Origin of the sequence: Streptomyces sp. NPDC092952, from assembly GCF_044754785.1 — a bacterium.
Lineage (GTDB): Bacteria > Actinomycetota > Actinomycetes > Streptomycetales > Streptomycetaceae > Streptomyces.
The window spans coordinates 49,171-67,547 of record NZ_JBIVPT010000020.1 but is presented as its reverse complement, the minus strand read 5'-3'; the positions used below and the strand labels follow the sequence as shown (position 1 = coordinate 67,547).

15 protein-coding genes are annotated in these 18,377 nt (G+C 72.4%); 3 read left to right on the top strand and 12 right to left on the bottom strand.

The annotated features are described in order from the left end of the window. Nucleotides 1-141: 141 nt before the first annotated feature. Nucleotides 142-987, bottom strand: coding sequence for an LLM class F420-dependent oxidoreductase (locus ACIQGQ_RS31735; protein ID WP_402402374.1), 846 nt, complete (start codon nt 985-987; stop codon nt 142-144). A 110-nt stretch (nt 988-1,097) separates the two neighbouring features. Here ACIQGQ_RS31735 and ACIQGQ_RS31730 point away from each other — a divergent pair, with 110 nt between their 5' ends. Beyond that, nucleotides 1,098-1,640 (top strand): DinB family protein, encoded by a 543-nt coding sequence (locus tag ACIQGQ_RS31730; protein WP_402402371.1) that lies wholly within the window; start codon nt 1,098-1,100, stop codon nt 1,638-1,640. Between the two features lie 72 nt (nt 1,641-1,712). On the opposite strand, the gene ACIQGQ_RS31725 is transcribed toward ACIQGQ_RS31730, so the two are convergent. Continuing rightward, nucleotides 1,713-2,246 (bottom strand): DUF1062 domain-containing protein, encoded by a 534-nt coding sequence (locus tag ACIQGQ_RS31725; protein WP_402402514.1) that lies wholly within the window; start codon nt 2,244-2,246, stop codon nt 1,713-1,715. A gap of 410 nt (nt 2,247-2,656) precedes the next feature. Between ACIQGQ_RS31725 and ACIQGQ_RS31720 the strand changes: the two genes are divergently transcribed. Continuing rightward, a complete protein-coding gene (locus tag ACIQGQ_RS31720) occupies nt 2,657-4,636 on the top strand; it encodes a hypothetical protein (protein ID WP_402402368.1) in 1,980 nt (659 codons plus the stop codon). On the opposite strand, the gene ACIQGQ_RS31715 is transcribed toward ACIQGQ_RS31720, so the two are convergent. Genes ACIQGQ_RS31715 through ACIQGQ_RS31705 form a run of 3 tightly spaced genes read right to left on the bottom strand, consistent with a single transcriptional unit; the run spans nt 4,585 to nt 7,612 of the window. Beyond that, nucleotides 4,585-5,601, bottom strand: a complete 1,017-nt coding sequence (locus tag ACIQGQ_RS31715) for a DMT family transporter (RefSeq protein ID WP_402402365.1) — start codon at nt 5,599-5,601, stop codon at nt 4,585-4,587. The two genes, ACIQGQ_RS31720 and ACIQGQ_RS31715, sit on opposite strands and share 52 nt — an antisense overlap. After that, a complete protein-coding gene (locus tag ACIQGQ_RS31710) occupies nt 5,598-6,245 on the bottom strand; it encodes a TetR/AcrR family transcriptional regulator (protein ID WP_402402362.1) in 648 nt (215 codons plus the stop codon). The genes ACIQGQ_RS31715 and ACIQGQ_RS31710 overlap by 4 nt, the downstream gene beginning before the upstream one ends. Nucleotides 6,246-6,292: 47 nt before the next feature. Then, on the bottom strand, nt 6,293-7,612 hold the full coding sequence (locus ACIQGQ_RS31705; protein WP_402402359.1) for an MFS transporter: 1,320 nt from the start codon (nt 7,610-7,612) through the stop codon (nt 6,293-6,295). A 181-nt stretch (nt 7,613-7,793) separates the two neighbouring features. Here ACIQGQ_RS31705 and ACIQGQ_RS31700 point away from each other — a divergent pair, with 181 nt between their 5' ends. Continuing rightward, on the top strand, nt 7,794-8,372 hold the full coding sequence (locus tag ACIQGQ_RS31700; protein WP_402402357.1) for a DNA polymerase ligase N-terminal domain-containing protein: 579 nt from the start codon (nt 7,794-7,796) through the stop codon (nt 8,370-8,372). A gap of 84 nt (nt 8,373-8,456) precedes the next feature. Here the strand turns inward: ACIQGQ_RS31700 and ACIQGQ_RS31695 are convergent, their stop codons facing one another. From ACIQGQ_RS31695 to ACIQGQ_RS31665, 7 genes are all read right to left on the bottom strand, one after another. Then, the gene (locus ACIQGQ_RS31695) at nt 8,457-9,659 is read right to left on the bottom strand and encodes a macrolide family glycosyltransferase (RefSeq protein WP_402402354.1); all 1,203 of its coding nucleotides are present in this window, start codon (nt 9,657-9,659) and stop codon (nt 8,457-8,459) included. A 248-nt stretch (nt 9,660-9,907) separates the two neighbouring features. Further along, nucleotides 9,908-11,473, bottom strand: a complete 1,566-nt coding sequence (locus tag ACIQGQ_RS31690) for an APC family permease (protein ID WP_402402351.1) — start codon at nt 11,471-11,473, stop codon at nt 9,908-9,910. A gap of 259 nt (nt 11,474-11,732) precedes the next feature. Then, entirely contained in the window at nt 11,733-13,211 is a 1,479-nt protein-coding gene (locus ACIQGQ_RS31685; RefSeq protein WP_402402348.1) for an aldehyde dehydrogenase family protein, read from the bottom strand. Then, the gene (locus tag ACIQGQ_RS31680) at nt 13,208-14,947 is read right to left on the bottom strand and encodes an amidohydrolase family protein (RefSeq protein ID WP_402402345.1); all 1,740 of its coding nucleotides are present in this window, start codon (nt 14,945-14,947) and stop codon (nt 13,208-13,210) included. The genes ACIQGQ_RS31685 and ACIQGQ_RS31680 overlap by 4 nt, the downstream gene beginning before the upstream one ends. Before the next feature lie 196 nt (nt 14,948-15,143). Then, the gene (locus ACIQGQ_RS31675) at nt 15,144-16,265 is read right to left on the bottom strand and encodes an LLM class flavin-dependent oxidoreductase (protein ID WP_366297628.1); all 1,122 of its coding nucleotides are present in this window, start codon (nt 16,263-16,265) and stop codon (nt 15,144-15,146) included. Between the two features lie 118 nt (nt 16,266-16,383). Further along, nucleotides 16,384-17,181, bottom strand: coding sequence for an SDR family NAD(P)-dependent oxidoreductase (locus tag ACIQGQ_RS31670; RefSeq protein WP_402402342.1), 798 nt, complete (start codon nt 17,179-17,181; stop codon nt 16,384-16,386). 162 nt (nt 17,182-17,343) lie between these two features. After that, nucleotides 17,344-18,288 (bottom strand): LLM class F420-dependent oxidoreductase, encoded by a 945-nt coding sequence (locus ACIQGQ_RS31665; protein WP_402402339.1) that lies wholly within the window; start codon nt 18,286-18,288, stop codon nt 17,344-17,346. Between the last annotated feature and the right edge of the window lie 89 nt (nt 18,289-18,377).

Here is an 18,377-nt window from a genome sequence, read left to right as displayed (position 1 = left end):
TCTCCGGACCACCCCCGCACGCGCGGGGACGACACTTCTTGAGCTGGGGTTCTTCAGGGCGCGGCCGCTTTTTTCGTTTAGTTGTTTCTGGTGGGTCAACGACCCCGCTCACCCGGGCCGTTCCCCGCCGACAGCGACACGTCAGAGGAACTTCGCGTACGCGTCCAGCGTGCGCAGGACCTCCGGTTCGGTGGACGGGGGGAGTTGGAGGACCACCTCTTCGATGCCCAGGTCCGCGTAGTGGGAGAGTTTGCCGGGGGTCGGGAGGACGGCGTACGGGACGATCTGGAGGTGGTTCGGGTCGCGGTTGGCGGCGGACCAGGCCGTGCGGAGTTTCGGGAGGGATTCGGCCAGGCCCGCGCCGCCGATCGGGAGCCAGCCGTCGGTGTGTTCCGCGATGTGCGCGAAGAGCTTCGGGCCCGCCGCGCCGCCGATCAGGGTGCGGGGGCCGGTCACCGGGCCGCGTGGTCCTTGGGCCGGCTTGGGGTGGGCGTGGCTGGCCCGTACCGAGCCGAACTCGCCCTGGTACGAGGTGGGTTCGTCCGCCCACAGGGCCTGCATCAGGGCGAGGCGGTCGCGCACCAGGGCGCGGCGGGCGGGCCAGTCGACGCCGTGGTCGGCGGCCTCCTCGACGTTCCAGCCGTAGCCCACGCCCAGCGTGAAGCGGCCGCCGGAGAGGTGGTCGAGGGTGGCGATCTGCTTGGCCAGATCGATCGGGTCGTGCTGGGCGACGAGGGTGATGCCGGTGCCCAGCGCGAGGCGTTCGGTGACGGCGGCGGCCTGGGCCAGGGCGACGAAGGGGTCCAGGGTGCGGCCGTATTCGGGCGGGAGTTCGCCGCCCATCGGGTACGGGGTGTCCCGGCTCACCGGGATGTGGGTGTGCTCGGGCAGGTAGAGGCCGTCGAAGCCGCGCTGTTCGAGCTCGCGGGCGAGCCGCAGCGGGGTGATCGTCTGGTCGGTGAGGAAGATGGTCGTGCCGATCCGCATGTGAGGACCCCTCCGTCGTGAGCAGATGCTGGACCCTGTGGCTCCAACGTATGCCGTGCGGTGCGGAAAAGGGGCGGATGTCGGCAGGGTGGGTGTGGAAGGGTCACCGGATGGATTCTTCGCGAGTCGGCGTACTGCGTGGGCAGTTCGACCTGACCTGGGCGCTCTTCGAGTACCACCTGGAGCGGCTGCACCCCGACGACGTCCTGTGGGAGCCCGCGGCGCACTGCTGGACCGTGCGCCGCCAGGCCGACGGGCGGTGGGTGGCGGACTGGGCGGACACCGAGCCCGACCCCGTGCCCGTTCCGACGATCGGCTGGCTGAGCTGGCACATCGGCTGGTGGTGGGAGGCCGCGGTCGCGCATGCGCGGGGCCGGCGGCCCCGCGACCGGGAGGACGTGACGTGGCCCGGTGACGTCCCCGGTGCCGTCGCGTGGCTGCGGACGCTGCGCGGCAGCTGGCTCGGCGTACTGGACGGGCTGACGGAGGACGGCCTCGACGCCACCGCCGCGTTCCCCTGGCCGGAGGACGCGGGGCGCACGGTCGCGGACATGGTGGCGTGGGTGAACGCCGAGCTGATGAAGAACGTGGCCGAGATCGGGCAGCTCCGGCTCCTGCGCGCCGCCACCACCCCCACCGCGACCGGGCAGTAGCGGTGCCGGGGCCCGTGCGCCGCCACCGTCCGACGTGGCGGTGGCGGCGCACGGGCCCGTACGGGGATCCGCTCAGCGCTTCAGCGTGAAGGTGAAGTCGCCGGAGACCTTGCCGGTCAGGCGGATCGCCGCGACGAGCCTGCCCGACTCGATCAGCCGTTCCGCCTCGGCGCGGGCCAGTCCGCAGCTCTCGGCGATCAGACGGAGCGGCCGGACGGGTATCCGCGCCGCGAACCGGACCGACACGTCGATGACCTCGCGGTCCGTGTCGACCGGTCCGCCGGTGTCCAGCCGCCAGGCTCCGGCCCAGTCGAGGGCGACGCGATTGCGGCGCAACAGGGCTGGCTCCTGCAGCAGGCGGGCTGCCAGGGCGGGGTCGTTGCCGTGCATCCGGTCCAGCAGCTCGGGCCGTACGGAGCGCACGTTCGTCCGTTCCAGGACCGTGAGCTTCGTGGTCTCCCCGCAGGTGGTGCAGAGCGCGAGGAGCCAGGCGTCGATGAGCTTGTGATGGGCGTTGACCCGGAATTTGCCGTACGTCCGGAAGAGTTCGGCCGCGCAGACGTGGCAGCGACGGCGGACGAGCGGCAGGCGGGTGGGGGTGACCACCCAGGTTTCGAGCGTGCTTTCGAGCACAGGTATACACCGGTTCCAGTGTGAGAAATCCGCAGCAAAAAGGAGCGCGGCGCAGAAGCGCGACGCGCGACAGATCAGCTCTCGGGAGGTCTCACACGGTGTACAACGGGGCGCCCTTCGCCTGGACAACTGGATTCGGCAGAAGGGTAGTTACCGCCCTCACTCCCTTCCAGTCATTTCCGGGGCGACGGAGTGTGGACGGGCATCCGGACTCACGTGGAGCGACACGGTGGGAACGTATGGCCCGGGCGGGCCCTCGGGACGACAATGCCCTTCAGGTGTCGCACACCGGGGGGGAGCGGTCCAGGGTGCATACAGGAGGGACGCTTGCGGACGGACCACCGCCGCAGGCACGGGAGTCCGAGATCACCCGGCAGCTCTGCATGGCCGTGCACATACGCGCTTCAGCCCTCTGGGGCCTGGTCACGGGAGAGTCCGGGAACGAGGTGCTCAACCTGGCCACGCACGTACTGCGGGATCCGGCACGGTTGGTCCCCTCGTACGGTTTCGACGCGGTGCCGGTCCTCGTTCAGACCCTTCGCGCCGGGCGCCAACAGGTACTCCGCCGGCTGACGGTCGTGGCCCTGCTCGGCCTTCTGGTCGTCTTCTGGGACCCGGTCCCCGCTGTGGCCGCATTGGCCGTGATCGGCCTCTCCCGGTTCCGTCCCGTCGGCCCGCTGCTGTGGGTGGCGTGGGCGTACTTCTTCGTAGCGCTGGCCTGGGACCCCGGCCGCTGGATGAGCCTGCTGTTCTCGGGGCCGGACACCACAGGGCCCGTCGAGAGGCTCATGGCGGCAAGAACGCCGCTGCTCACGTTCGTGCCCGTCCTGGCCCTGGTGTACGTCGTCGACGCGGTGACCGCCCGGCGGGCCCACGCCCGGGCCGGTCGGAGCGACGACACCTGGCACCGGCTGCCCTTCGGCAGCCCCTGGGCCCGTCGGCAGGTGAAACAGGTCGGTCTGCTGCAGAACAGCGACATCCTCCCCTACGACGAAAAGGGCCAGTTCATCGGAGCGGGCCGGGAGACTCTCGGAGGGGCGGGTATGCGCATTCCGCTGCGTCCCGGGCGGCCGGAGAAGCCCGTCGTGACGCTGCGCGAGACGGAACTGCTGGCGGGCATCGAGGCCGCGATGACCGCTGCCGGTCCGAGCACGAACCGGGTCGGCGCCCTCACGGAGACCGCCCCGCTGCCCGGGTTCTCGGTGACCCGGGTGATCGCCCTGCCGGTCGGCCAGTGGTTGGCGTACAGACGGGCCGGGGCCCGGATGTCGGATTCTGCGAGTGGGCCGGACCGGCCGGAGCGCCAGTACCTGCGGGTCCAGTGCGTGAGCTGGCAGGGGCAGCTCGTGGTGAGCCTCTTCGTGCACGTGGCCCTTCAGGCCGGGGAGCTGCGGCTCACCCTTCTGACGCAGGCGACCACGCCGCTGGCACCACTGCCCATGCCCCGTCACACCGCCGTGTTCGAAGGGCTGTCCAGGGTATTCGGGCAGCTCAGGCGACCGGGGCGAAACACCTTCCCCGGTCCCCTGAGCCTGCGCGACGCACTCTCCTTGCCCGAGATCACGGACATGCACCAGCGGAGCGACGCGGAACGCCACACGGAACTCATGCAGACGGCCGTGCTGAGCGCCGTGAAGGAACTGCTGGAGAGCCGGGGCTTCGCGACGGACGCGGTCTCCGACCCGAGCACGGTGATCAACAACATTCAGGTACTGGGAAACAACAGCGGGTACATCCAGCTCACGGGTGGTCTGACGCTGACGAACGTGGCCCAGACCGCCACTTCTGCCACACCCGGCATCCCCACGGCCCCCGTCGCTCCGGTCGGCCCTCCCGTCGTTCCCGGCGCATCCGTACCGCCCCGCTTCCCTGCACTTCCCGCCCCACCCGCCCCACCCGTACCGCCCGTACCGGCCGCCGCGCCCGGCCCGACGACCCAAGGAGTCCCCATGAGCCCCGTCTTCCCGCGCCGGGACCCGTCCTCCGACCCCGCGCGCACCCCGGGGTCCGGCATCAGCATCGGCGGCGACAACCACGGCACCGCGCAGAACGCGGTCGGTCACCGCCTGTCCCACGTCACCCAGACCGGCACCGGCCAAGGCGGCGGCACGCTCGAATCCGTCGCCTCCCTGCTGGCCTCGTTCCGCACGGACATCGACCGCCACGCGGATCTGCTGACGGACCTGGAGAACCTGCGCGTCCAGACCATGACGCTGACCGGCGCCCTGACGGAGCCTCAGGGCGAGGGTTTCCGCCCCGCCCTGTCCGCGGCGGTCCGTTCCCTGCCCGCCCTGGTGGCCGGAACGGCCGTTCAGCAGTCGGGCGAGGCTCTGGTCTCGGCGATCAGGGAGCTGCTGGGCTGAGCCCGGCGCGGGGCCGCCCCGTCCCGCACCCGGGACCGCGTCCGCCGGGGCGTCGGGGCGGTCAGTACGGCGAGACAGGCGAGGACGAGGCCGACGCCCGCCCAGCCGAGGGCGGGCAGCTCCTCGCCCACGACCAGCACCGCGAGCACCGCCGCCACGGCGGGCTCCAGCAGCGACAGCGTCGTCGCGGCGCTGACCGGGATGCGGGCGAGGCCGAAGCCGAAGAGGACGTAGCCGGTGAACATCGGGACCAGGGCCATGTAGAGCCCGACGCCCGCGTTGGTCCAGGAGGCGAGCAGGGGGGCTCCGGTGGCCGCCAGGACCGGGAGCAGCATCAGCCCGCCGAGCCCGAAGACCGCCCCCATCGCCGCCCGGGCGGGGACGTCCCGGGTGATCAGTCGGTGTGCGGCCCAGGCGTACCCGGCGTACGTGACGCCCGCGACCAGCCCGAGGCCCACGCCCAGGACGGTGCGTCCGGCGGAGGCGGTACCGGTGGCCCCGCCGCCGGTGGCCTCGGCGGCGCAGAGCAGGGCCGTTCCGGCCAGGCCGAGGGCGGCGCCCGCCAGCCAGCGCCGGGACAGCCGGCGGCCGTCGGCCAGCCGCTCGATCAGTGCCGAGGCGGGTGGGGCCGAGCCGATGGAGACCACCGTGCCGACCGCGACCCCGGCCAGGTGCATCGAGGTGTAGAACGCCAGCGGGTACAGGGCCACGCCCGCGCCGCCGACGAGGACGGTCGGCCACCGCGCCGCCAGCCGGTGCCGGGACCGTACGATGCGGCGCCCCGCCACCGCGGCCTGGAGCAGTCCGCCCAGGCCCATCGCGGCGGCCCCGATCGCCAGCGGGCCCACGCCGGGCGCGAAGGTGGCCGCGGTGCCGGTGGTGCCCCAGAGGACGGAGGCCAGCAGCACGGCGAGCGCCCCGGCCCCGGCGCCCGTACCTCTCGCGGCCGCCGCACCCCCGGTCACAGGGCTGCCACCAGCGACGACGCCAGTTCCCTGGCGTGCCGGACGCGGGTGGAGTCGCCCTCCAGGCCCGCGCGCACCACGGCGCCCTCCAGCAGGAACGCCAGGTGTTCCGCCAGGCCCGCGGCCCGCTCCTCCCGGCCGGGCAGCAGCTCCCGCAGGTGGGCGGCGAGCAGGGACTCCACCTCTTCCTTGTGCGCGCGGACGACGGCGCGGCCCGGGTGCCCGGCGGGCAGTTCGGCGGCGGCGTTGAGCAGTCCGCAGCCCCGGAAGCCGTGCTCGTAGGCCAGCTCGGCGTGGTCGGCGTACGCGTCGAAGACCGCCAGCACGGCCGCGGCGGGTCCGGGGGCGGCGGCGGACAGCCGGTGCTCGTAGAGGCCGAGCCACTCCTCGTGCCGGGCCATGAGGTACGCGCGGACGAGGTCGACCTTGGAGTCGAAGTTGTTGTAGAGGCTCATCTTCGCGACCCCGGCCTCGGCGGTGATCGCGTCGATCCCCGTCGCCGTCACCCCGTCCGCGTAGAAGCGGCGCGCGGCGGCGTCGAGGATCCGGCCGCGCGCCGCCCCGCGCCGCCGCTTCACCGGCCGCTCGGCCGTCGTCGCCTCGTCCGCCGCATTCGCCTCGTCCGTCTTGTCCGCCACGTCCATGTCGACCGCCTCCGCACCGGCACCAACCGCTAATTAGGTAGACCAGTCTACCCAACAGGGAGGGCGGGGCTGCCCGTGCCGGACGGGCCCGTGCCGAGCCGGCGGGCGCAGCCCCGGTTCTGGGCCACCGCCAGGCCCGCGACCGCCGCCCCGAGCACCAGCCAGCCCACCGGACCGGCGGCCATCACCACCCCGGTGATCAGCGGCGGCCCGGCGGACTTCTGGATGGACTGCGACATCCCCGCCACCCCCAGGTACGCGGCGCGGGCGTCCTCCGGAGCGAGCAGCACCGCCAGCTCCCAGGAACTCACCGAGCGCATCAGCTCCGCCAGCGTCACCAGCAGCGCCGCCGCGAGCAGCACCACCGCCGCCACCCACGCCCCGCCCCGGGTGGCCAGGGCCATGAAGACGCAGGTGACCAGCATCAGGACCCCGTACAGCAGCACCGCGCGGGCCGCCCCGCGCGCACCCTCGGCACGACGGGACACGCTCAGCTGGCAGACCACGACCAGGACGGTGTTGAGGACGAGGAACGCCGGGACCAGGGCGTGCGGCGCGGAGGTGGAGCTCACCAGCCACAGCGGGAGGCCGACGCCGAGGACGGAGTCGTCGAGGTTCATCGGGATGTCCAGGAGGACGAAGCGGAGGTAGCCCCGGTCCCGCCAGGGACTCCGGCCCGCCGCCGGACGGACCCCCGACGCCGGGCCGGGCACCGACACCCCGGACACCGGCCCCCGCGCCGGTTCGGCGGTGCGCCACACCAGCGCCGCCGCGACGACGAAGGAGAGCGCGTTGCCCAGGATCAGCGCGCGGTAGGCGTCGAGGGTGCCCACCGCCAGACCGAGGGCGGCGATCCCGGCGCCGACGCCGTAGCCCGCGTTGGCGGCGCTGCGCGACAGGGCCTGGTAGGCCACGCGCCGCTCACCGGCGGCCCGGGTGGCGAAGAGCATCTCCAGGGTCTTGGCGGCCCTGTCCCCCAGGTACGTCAGGGCGACGACCGGCAGCAGCGCCCCGAAGCCCGCGCAGACCAGGACGAGGGCGAGGGTCACCAGCCGGAGCAGATGGCAGCCGATCAGCAGCGTACGGACCGGGAGACGGCCGGCCAGCCATCCGGCCAGCGGCGATCCGGCGATGCCCGCGACCCCGGCGGCGCCCAGCAGGACGCCGATCTGCTGGGCGCTCAACTGCGTGACGAAGGTGAAGTACAGGACCGAGGACGCGGCCCACAGCCCCGAACCGGTCCGGTCCACGGCCAGGGCGAGCAGCATGATCCGGGCGTCGCGGCCGCCCGGCGGATCGCGCAACTGGGCCAGCAGCCCCGGCCCACGGCCGCCACCCGCGAGCGCCACCTTGCCGTCCCGCCGCATCACACGCTCCCCCCGAAGGACCCGAACCCGAACCCCCGGAAGCCTGCCCGACAAACACTCTCGACGTCAAGATAGTCGATAACGAGATACTTGATGGCGAGATATCTGCGGTGCGGGACACGGGCGGCTGCGGCAGAGTGGAAAGGAACCACCGGGCGGGGGCGGCCGGAGGAGGTGTCGGATGAACGGGACCGGCAACGGCGGACCGGCGGGCCCGGCCCCCTGTTTCGTCGTCCAGATCCACCAGGCGCGGCGCATGCACTTCGACTTCCGGCTGGAGGTCGGGGGTGTGCTGAAGTCCTGGGCCGTGCCGCGCGGGCCCTCGGAGAACCCCCGGGTGCGACGGCTGGCCGTACCGACCCAGGACCACCCGCTGGAGTACCGCACCTTCGAGGGCGTGATCGCCAAGGGCGAGTACGGCGGCGGCACCGTCATCGTCTGGGACCAGGGCACCTACCGGCCGCTCAGCCACGACCGGTGGGGCGCGCCCGTGCCGTTCGAGCAGTCCCTGGCGGACGGGCACGCGACGTTCTGGCTCGACGGGACCAAGCTGCACGGCGAGTTCGCCCTCACCCGCTTCAAGGGCGGCGACGGCCCCGCCGTCCCGGGCGAGGAGGTGTGGCTGCTGATCAAGGCCAAGGACGGCCGGGCCACCCACGCCGGACCGGACGCCCCCGACCCGTACCGCGCCCGCTCCGCCCGTACGGGGCGGACGCTGGCCCAGGTCGCGGCCGAGGAGGGCGGCGGCGCACCCCCCTGACCACGCCCCGGGCCGGCGAACCGGCTCAGCGCCGGGACCGGCGAACCGGCTCGGACCGTCGGCTCAGGCCGTCGGTCCGGGCCGTCAGCTCAGGCCGTCGCCCCGGTCGAGCATCTCCTCGACCAGGTCGGCGGCCCGCTCGGTGCCGCCCTCGGCCCGCGCGTCGGCCCGCAGCCGCGCCGAGCGGCTGGCCACCTCCGGGTCGGCGGTGAGCTCCAGCAGCGCCGTGCGCAGCGCCTCGGCGGTGGCGTCCTCGGTGTCGATGCGGCGGGCCACGCCCAGCTCGACCAGCCGGTCGGCGTTGGTCGGCTGGTCGGCCGACTGGGGCACCGCGATCATCGGTACGCCGGAGTAGAGCCCCTCACTGCTGCCGCCCATGCCCGCGTGGGTGACGAAGGCGTCGGCCTGCTCCAGGATCGCGAGCTGCGGCACCCAGGAGTGCACCTCGACGTTGGCCGGGATCTCACCCAGCTCCGCCGGGTCGGTGTACTTCCCGATCTGGAGCACCACGTGCCAGCCCGGCAGGTCGCCGAAGGCGGCCAGGCACTGGCGGTAGAACCCGGGCAGCCGGGTGAGCGCCGACCCCATCGAGACCAGCAGCACCTTCTCCGCACCGGCCGGACGCGTCCAGTCGCCGTCCTGCACCCGGGTGCCGAAGCAGGGGCCGACGAAGGTGACGGTGCTGGTGTCGACCCGGTCGCCGTTCGGCTGCATCGCCCTCGGAACCGTCGCCAGGGTGTTCTCGGGGCGGCCGCAGAAGACCTCCATCTTCGTGGTCGTCGCCCCGCACCCGGCCAGCCAGCGGTCGAACCGGGCGCGGTACTCGTCGGCGCCCGGCAGCGCCCAGACGTGGGCCGCGACGTCCTCCTCGTAGCCGTCCCAGGCCACGTACGTCGGGGAGAGCTGCATGAAGGGGCGGCCCTGCCGCTCGGCGAGGGCCCGCGCGGCGAAGGCGCCGATGTCGTACAGGTACAGGTCGGCGGGGTCGGGGTCGTAGACGGCCCGCAGCCGCGGCAGGGCCTGTACGGAGTCGTCGAGGAAGACGCCCATCGCGCCGATGGGGTCCTCGGGCCAGTCGTTGTCGGCGACCGGGAGGAGGGAGTCGCAGTGGACGAACTCCGCGCCGGTGGCCTCGATCAGCTCGGCGACGGCCGGGGCGTTGGCGTACGTCACCCGGTGGCCCCGGGCGACCAGCTCACGGATGACTTCCAGGCTGGGCAGGACGTGGCTGACGGCCGGAATGCCGATCATCGCGATGTGGGCACGGCGACGGGAGATACGTGACATGGGAGATCACTCGTTTCAGATCCGTGGCGGATATCCGTGGTGGATGAAGACACGACAGCCCGATGCACCGGCCGCGCGGGGACGAAACACCGCGGGGGCGCGATCGGGCCGGGCGGGGGACGTGCCCCGCCCCGTGTCAGCCGTAGATCTGGAACATGAAGAACATGCCGGGAACCGTAACCCGGCCCCGGGCCGCGCGCACCGGATTATTTCCGGCCACCCACGGCCCGCAGCGGCGGAAAGCGGACTCAGTCCTCGACGACCAGCGAGGGCGTCTCGCGGGTCAGGACCTCGCCGCGGAAGAACGCCGGGCTGCGCCGTTGCATCACCAGCATCAGCACCACCCCGAGCACCAGCAGCCCGACCCCGATGACGAAGACCGAGCCGACCCCGAAGACCGAGGAGCCGGAGCCGTACGCCGGGTTCCACATGTCGTAGAGGGTCTTGCCGAACACGGCGGTGAGCAGGAGGCCGCCGACGCCCGGGAACAGGCCCTTGAAGACCAGGTCGCGGAAGGAGCGGGTCAGGTCGGCGCGGAAGAACCAGACGCAGCCGAAGGCGGTCAGCGCGTAGTAGAAGCAGATCATGAGGCCGAGCGCGTAGATCGTGTCGACCAGGACGTGCTCGCTGACCAGGGTCATGACCGTGTAGAAGACGCCGGTCGCGACGCCCGCCGTGATGGTGGCCTTCCCCGGGGTGCGGAACCGCGGGTGGACACGGGCGTACGAGGCGGGCAGGGCCTCGTACGTGGACATCGCGAGGACCGTGCGGGCCACCGGGATGAAGGTGGTCTGGAGGCTCGCGGCGGCCGAGGCGAGCACCGCGACGAAGAGCAGGACGCCCAGGCCCGGCCCCATGATCGGGCCCGCGAGGCTGGCGAAGACGTTGTCCGAGGTGTCGGAGTTGGCCAGGCCCAGGCCGGTGGTGCCCGAGCCGACGGCCATCTGCGCGGCGACCGCGGTCGCCAGGTAGGAGCCGACGAGCACGACCATCGCGATCAGCGCGGCCCGGCCCGGGGTCTTCTCGCTGCCGACGGTCTCCTCGTTGGCGGTCAGACAGGCGTCCCAGCCCCAGAACATGAAGATCGACAGGGAGAGGCCGGCGGTGAACGTGGCGAAGGACTTCACCGCGAACGGATTCAGCCAGGACCAGGAGAAGTCCATCGAGGTGGCGAACGCCCCGCTCTTCGCCTTCTGCACCGCCATCACCACGAACAGCGCCAGCACCACGAGCTGGAGCGCCACCAGGCCGTACTGGAGCCCCTTGGTGGCCGTCATCCCCCGGTAGCTGATCGCCGTGGCGACCGCGATCAGGGCGAGGCAGGTCACGATGTGGACGGCCTTGTTGTCATCGAGTGCGGCAATCGCGTCGCTGTTGGTGACCTCCCCGGCGAGGAGCCAGAAGAACGAGGTGGCGACGCCCGCCAGGTTGGACAGCACGATGATCGTCGCGATCACCAGGCCCCAGCCGCACATCCAGCCCAGCTTCGGCCCGAACGCCTTGACCGTCCAGGTGAAGGAGGTGCCGCAGTCCGGCATCGCCTTGTTCAGCTCGCGGTACGCGAAGGCGACGAGCAGCATCGGCAGGAAGCCCGCGAGGAAGACGGCCGGCATCTGGAGCCCGACCTCACCGGCGGTGGAGCCGAGGGTGGAGGTGAGGCAGTAGACCGGGGCGACGGTGGAGATACCGATCACCGCACTGCCCATCAGCCCGACGGAGTTCCCGCCGAGCCCCTTCCCCCGCACGCCCCCGTCGGCCGGAGCGGTGCTCCGTGCCGAGTCTCCGGCCCGTGGCCGCACGTCCAGCTGAGTCATGAAAAGGACGATAAACCCTGCGATTTCCACATTTCGGGGGTGAGACTTCGCCGTCTCATCCTTGAATTTTGGGCGACGATTCGGCGTCGCAGGATTTAATTGAAGGGTACACGCGATTTCGGCCTTCCGATGCAAGGCCAAGTCGAGATCGCAGCGCCGTACGGTTCCCGCAGCCATGCCCGTTTTATGGGGTTTCAAAGTTTCCCGTGATGTCCGGCACTCCCCTCTCCGGGGCCGTCCGGACATCACGGGAGCGGGCTCAGCCGGGCCAGACGATCGACTGGAGTTCGCTGTAGGCGTGCAGGGCGTACGAGCCGACGTCGCGGCCCACGCCGCTCCGCTTGAACCCGCCGAACGGGGCCTCCATGTTCCGTCCGACGGTGTTGATCCCGACCCCTCCGGCGCGCAGCCGCCGGGCGACCCGGAAGGCGCGGGCCACGTCCGAGGACCAGACGTAGTCGATCAGCCCGTAGTCGCTGTCGTTGGCGAGCGCGACGGCCTCGTCCTCGTCGTCGAAGGGGACGACCACGACGACCGGGCCGAAGATCTCCTCGCGGACCACCCGCATGTCGTTGGTGCAGTCGGCGAGGAGGGTGGGGGCGACGTAGAAGCCGCGCCCGTCGGGCCCGGCCGGGCGCTCGCCGCCGGTGACGACCCGCGCCCCTTCCTTCCGGCCCAGTTCGACGTAGGACTCGACGCGGTCCCGGTGGGCGGCGGAGATCACCGGGCCGACCACCGTCCCCCGGACCGCCGGGTCGCCCACCTTCAGGTGTCCGGCGTAGGCGGCGAGCCTGGCGAGCAGGGCGTCGTGGACGCCGCGCTGGACGAGCACCCGGGTCGGGGCGGTGCAGATCTGGCCGCTGTAGAAGGAGAACGTGGTGCCGATGCCGGCCGCCGCCGCGTCCAGGTCGGCGTCCTCCAGCACGACGGCGGCGCCCTTGCCGCCCAGCTCCATCAACTGCCGTTTCATGGACCGCCCGCACACCTCGGCGATCTTCTGTCCGACCGAGGTGGAGCCGGTGAAGCTGACCATGTCGACGTCCCCGGAGTCGACGGCGGCCTCGCCCGCCTCGGGGCCGGAGGCGGTGACGACGTTGACGACGCCGGGCGGGGCGCCCGCCTCCTGGAGCGCCTCGGCCATCCGGTAGACGGAGAGCGGGTCCTGCGGGGCGGGCTTCACCACGACCGTGTTGCCCATGGCCAGCGCGGGGGCCACCTTGCCCGCCGGGTTGGCCCAGGGGTTGTTGTACGAGGTGATGCAGGAGACGACGCCGACCGGCTGGCGGACCGCGATCGCCCCGAAGACGCCCGCCCGGCCCATCGGCCCGGCCTCGTTGATCTGCGGGGCCACCGCCTCCTCGACCGGCTCCAGCGCCCCCTTCGCGTACCGGCGGAACCGGGCGGCGCCCACCGCGACCTGCATGCCCCGGGCGGTCCCGGTGGTGGCGCCGCTCTCGGCGCGGGCCAGCGCGGTGTTGCCGTCCAGGTCGCGCAGGATCAGCCCGGCCGCCCGGTCCAGGATCGCGGCCCGCTCCTCGGGGCGGGTGCGGGACCAGGTGGTGAACGCCTCCCGGGCGGCGGCGGCCGCCGCGTACACCTGGGCGCGGCTCGCCTCGGGGGCGAGGCCGACGACCTGCTCGGTGGCCGGGTCGATCACCTCGTAGTGGCCGTGCTCGGGCTCGACCCAGCTTCCGCCGATGAGGAGCCGCCGCTTCCTGCCGTCCGTACCGTCGCTCATGCGGTGCTCACCGTCCGGGTGTCGCGGCCGGAGCGGAGCACCGTGCCGGGCACCGCGCCGGTCACCTTGTCGTCGCGCAGCGTCTCGACCCCGTTGACCCGGACCGAGACGATCCCGATCGCCCTGGAGTCCAGGCGCGGGGAGTCGCCGGGCAGGTCGTGGACGAGGGTGGCGGGCCCGGCGTCGATGCGCTCCGGGTCGAAGAGGACGAGGTCGGCGTGGAAGCCCTCCTCGATCCGGCCCCGGTCGCGGAGCCCGAAGAGCTGGGCGGGGTCGTCGGTGAGCATCCGCACGGCCCGTTCCAGCGGGACCAGCTTCCGCCCGCGCAGGCAGTCGCCGAGGAACCGGGTGGTGTACGGGGCGCCGCACATCCGGTCCAGGTGGGCGCCCGCGTCGGAGCCGCCGAGCATGACGTCTTCGTGCTCCCAGGTCTCGCGGCGCAGTGCCCAGGAGGCCGGGTCGTTGTCGGTGGGCATCGGCCACAGCACCGTGCGCAGTTCGTCGGCGGCGCAGATCTCGACCAGGCAGTGGAAGGGGTCCTGGCCGCGTTCGGCGGCGATGTCGCGGACGACGCGGCCGGTCAGCCCTTCGTTGGCGGCGCTGTAGGTGTCGCCGATGACGTACCGGGCGAAGTCCGCGAGGCGGCGGAAGACACCGGCTTCCTTGCTCTGGGCGCGGCGCAGCATCTCGGCCCGGGTCTCCGCGTCGCGCAGCCGCTCGATGCGCTCGGGGACCGGCAGGGCCAGGATCTCGCCCCAGCCGGGTATCAGGTTCAGGGCGCAGAAGGTGCCGAGCGACATGTTCATCGGGGTGAGGATCGGCATGGTGAGCGCGACGATCCGGCCGCCGGCCCGGCGGGCCCGTTCGCTGGGCACCAGCTGGCGCGGCACGCGTTCGGGGACGGCGGCGTCGATGGTGAGGACGTTCCAGTTCAGCGGGCGTCCGGCGGTGGCGGTCATGTCGACGAGCAGCTCGATCTCCTCGTCGGAGAACTGGTCGAGGCAGCCCGCGACGATCGCCTCGATCTGGGTGCCCTCGTGCTCGCCGACCGCCCGGGACAGGGCGAGGAGTTCCTCGGGCCCGGCGTGCCGGGAGGCGACGGGCTGCCCGTCGCCGTCGGCGTGGGTGGAGGACTGGGTGGTGGACAGGCCCCAGGCGCCCGCGTCCATCGCGTCGTGGAAGAGCGCGAGCATCGCGTGGAGCTGGGCGGGGGTGGGCTGCCCGCCGACCGCGTCGGCGCCCATGACGTGGCGGCGCAGGGCGCAGTGCCCGACCATGAACCCGGCGTTGACCGCGATCCGCCCCTCCAGCGCGTCGAGGTACTCGCGGAAGCTGGACCAGCTCCACTCGACGCCCTCCTCCAGCGCCTTGAGGGCCATGCCCTCCACCCGGGCCATCATCCGGCGGGTGTAGTCGGCGTCCTCGGGGCGGTCCGGGTGGAGCGGGGCGAGGGTGAAGCCGCAGTTGCCGCCGGCGACGGTGGTGACGCCGTGGTTCATCGACGGGGTGGCGTACGGGTCCCAGAAGAGCTGGGCGTCGTAGTGGGTGTGCGGGTCGACGAAGCCGGGCGCCAGGACGAGACCGGTGGCGTCCTCGCTGGTCACGGCGGTCTCGGCGATCGTTCCCGGCTCGGCGACGACGGCGATGCGGCCGTCCCGGATGCCGACGTCGGCGCGGTACGAGGGCCCGCCGGTGCCGTCCACGACGGTCGCTCCGCGGATGAGGTGGTCGAGCATGGACGGGCTTCCCTTCTGCTTCTGCGGTCTTCCGGAACGCGTGGGGGAGGTGTTGCGGCCGGGGTGCGCACGGCCGCGGTGCGCACCCCGGCCCCACGGAGCGGCGGTCCGGGAAGACGCCGCTGGTCATGGACGTACGGCTGCCGAGCGCGGCCGGGCCGTGCGCGGCCCGGGCGTGCGCGGCAGCCGCGTACGGTTACGCCGCGTTGCGGAACCGGGTCGTGCGGTGCACCGGGTCCGTGTCGATCTCCGGGATCACGTGCTCACCGATCAGCCGGATCGAGTTCAGGGTGTCCTCCCGGCCGATCCCGATCGGCATCCCGAAGCTCAGCTGGTCCGCGCCCGCCTGCTCCCACCGCTTGCACTGGCGCAGCACCTCGTCCGGGTCGCCGCAGATCATCAGTTCCTCGGCGATCAGCAGCTCGATGATCTCCTCGGTGTACTCCGGGAGCAGTTCGGGCCACTCGGGGATGCCCTCGGGGCGGGGGAAGGTGTCGTGGTAGCGGAAGAGCAGCGACTGGAGGTAGTTCAGCCCGCCGCCCACCGCGATCTCGACGGCCTTGGCGTGCGTCTCGGCGCAGATCGCCGTGGAGGTGACCATGACGTTGTCGTTGACGAAGTCCCCGACGGGTTCGGCGTCCTTCACCGCGTTCTTGTAGGAGTCGACGACCCACTCCATGTCGGAGACCTTCTGCACGCTGAAGCCCAGCACGCCGAGCCCCTTCTTCGCCGCCATCGCGTACGAGGACGGCGAGCCGGCCGCGTACCACATCGCCGGGTGCGACTTCCCGTACGGCTTGGGCAGGATCTTGCGCGGGGGCAGCGACCAGTGCTTGCCCTGGAAGCCCACGTACTCGTCCTGGAGCCACATCTTCGGGAACTCGGCGATGGTCTCCTCCCACAGCTCCTTCGTGTGGTTCATGTCGGTGATGCCCGGCATGAACCCGAGGATCTCGTGGCTCCCGGCCCCGCGCCCGGAGCCGAACTCGAAGCGGCCCTCGGAGAGGTGGTCGAGCATGGCGACCTTCTCGGCCACCTTCACCGGGTGGTTGACCGGGGCGAGCGGGTTGAAGATGCCCGAGCCGAGGTGGATGCGGTCGGTGGCGTGGGCGAGGTAGCCCAGGTACACGTCGTTGGCCGAGATGTGCGAGTACTCCTCCAGGAAGTGGTGCTCGGAGGCCCAGGCGTACTTGAAGCCGGACTTGTCCGCCTGGATGACGTACTCGGTCTCCTCGATCAGCGCCTTGTGCTCCGCCTCCGGGTCGACCCTGGCCCGCGCGGCAGGCACGTACCCCTGTACAAAGAGTCCGAATTCCAAGGGAGTTCACCGTCCTCAATCGTTTCTGACGCTCCGTCAGATCGTGATGCGTCCGACTGTTCCACCGGCACCCGTACCCGTCAATACCTGACGCTGCGTCAGATACGCTTCCGGGCGGTCAGAACAGGCTGACCCCCGCCAGCCAGCCGCCGTCGATGACGAAGGGCTGCCCGGTGATGTACGAGGAGTCCTCCGAGGTCAGGAAGAGCGCCAGGGCCGCCACCTCCTCCGGCCGCCCGATCCGGCCCAGCGGCACGAGCTTGCGGTACAGCTCGGCCACCGCCTCCTTCGACGCCTCCGGGTCGGCGGACGGGTCCAGCGCCGCCGGGTTGGTCATCGCGGTGTCCACCGCCCCGGGGCAGACGGCGTTGACCCGGATCCCCTTCGGCGCCAGCTCCATCGCCGCCACCCGGGTCAGCCCGAGCACGGCGTGCTTGGTGGCGGCGTACGCGCCCACGTAGGCCATGCCGGTCAGCCCGGTGTACGAGGCGGTGTTGACGATGGTCCCGCCGCCCGCGGCCGCGATCTCGGGCGCCACGTTCCGGATCCCGAGGAACGCCCCCACCTGGTTGACCTGCACCACCTGCTGGAACTCCGCCAGCGGCGTGTCCACCAGCTCGTTGAAGCGCAGGATGCCCGCGTTGTTGACCAGCCCGTCGATCCTCCCGTACGCGTCCTTCGCGAAGGCGACCGCGGACTGCCAGTCCTCCTCCCGGCTCACGTCCAGGTGGACGAAGCGGGCGGCGTCCTTGCCCAGCTCGCCCCGCAGCTCCTCGGCCAGCGCCTCGCCCTGCTCGTCGAGCACGTCGGCGATCACCACCCTGGCCCCCTCGGCGGCGAACAGCCGCGCCTCCTGCTCGCCCTGCCCGCGCGCCGCGCCGCTGATGACCACGGTCCGCCCGTCCAGCTTGCCCATGTCCGGCCCTCCTGCTTGTCGAGATGGGGTACGACTCCTCGTCGGGACGGAGTGCGTCTACGTGTCGGGATGAAGCGAGACCGCCGGCCGGACCGGGACACGACCGCCGGCCGCGGATGGAGCACGCCCTGGAGCGCGGCCGCCCGCCGGGTCGCCGCGCGCCTACTTGTCGAGGTGGGGCGCGACCTCGGCGGCGAACGCCGCCATCTGGTCGGTGAGTTCGCCACGGCTCCGGCTGCGGAACCGCACCTGAATCTGGTGGACACCCATCGCGGCGTACGCGCGCAGCGAATCGGCGAGGGCCTCCGGCCCGCCGGTGAGGGTGCGCCGCCCGACGGACCAGCCCGGCTCACCGACGTACAGCGGCTCGGTGATCGCGCCGACGGTGATCGGCTCCTCGACCCCGGCGGCCTCGCGCAGCTCCTTCAACCGGGCGATCTGGGCGGGCAGCTTCTCCCTCGGGTCGCCCTGCGGCAGCCAGCCGTCGCCCCGTACGGCCGCCCGGCGCACGGCGGCCGGCGAGGAACCGCCCACCCAGACCGGCACCCGCCCCTGGGCCGGGCGCGGCAGCTGACCGAGCCCGGAGAAGGCGAACCGCTCCCCCGCGAACTCCGGGTACTCCTCGGGCCCGAGCGCCGCCTTCAGCGCGTCGACCGCCTCGTCGAGCACCCGGCCCCGCCCCTCGAAGTCCGCCCCGAGCGCCTCGAACTCCTCCTTCACGTGCCCGGCCCCGACCCCGAGGACCAGCCGGCCACCGCTGAGGTGGTCGAGGGTGGCGTACTGCTTCGCGGTGGCCAGCGGATGCCGCAGCCCGACCACCGCGACATGGCTCATCAGCAGGACCCGCTCGGTGACCCCGGCGAGGAAGGCGAGCGTGGCGACCGGGTCGTACCAGACGGTGCCCATCACCCCGGCGAGCCGCCGGGGGATCGCGACGTGGTCGCAGCTCGCCAGATAGGCGAAGCCGGTGCGGTCGGCGGTCCGGGCGATCTCGACGAGATCGGCCACCGTGGCCGCCGCCTCCCACCCCTCGGCGTAGATGGTGCTCTGCGACTGGATCGGCAGCTGCATCCCGTACGACAGCGGCCCGGCGGTCGATATCGGCACCGTACGGCCTCCTCCCGAGCGAATCTGACACACCGTCACATGACGGGGTGCGGGGCCATCGTCGTACCTGACGCCGCATCAGACAAGGG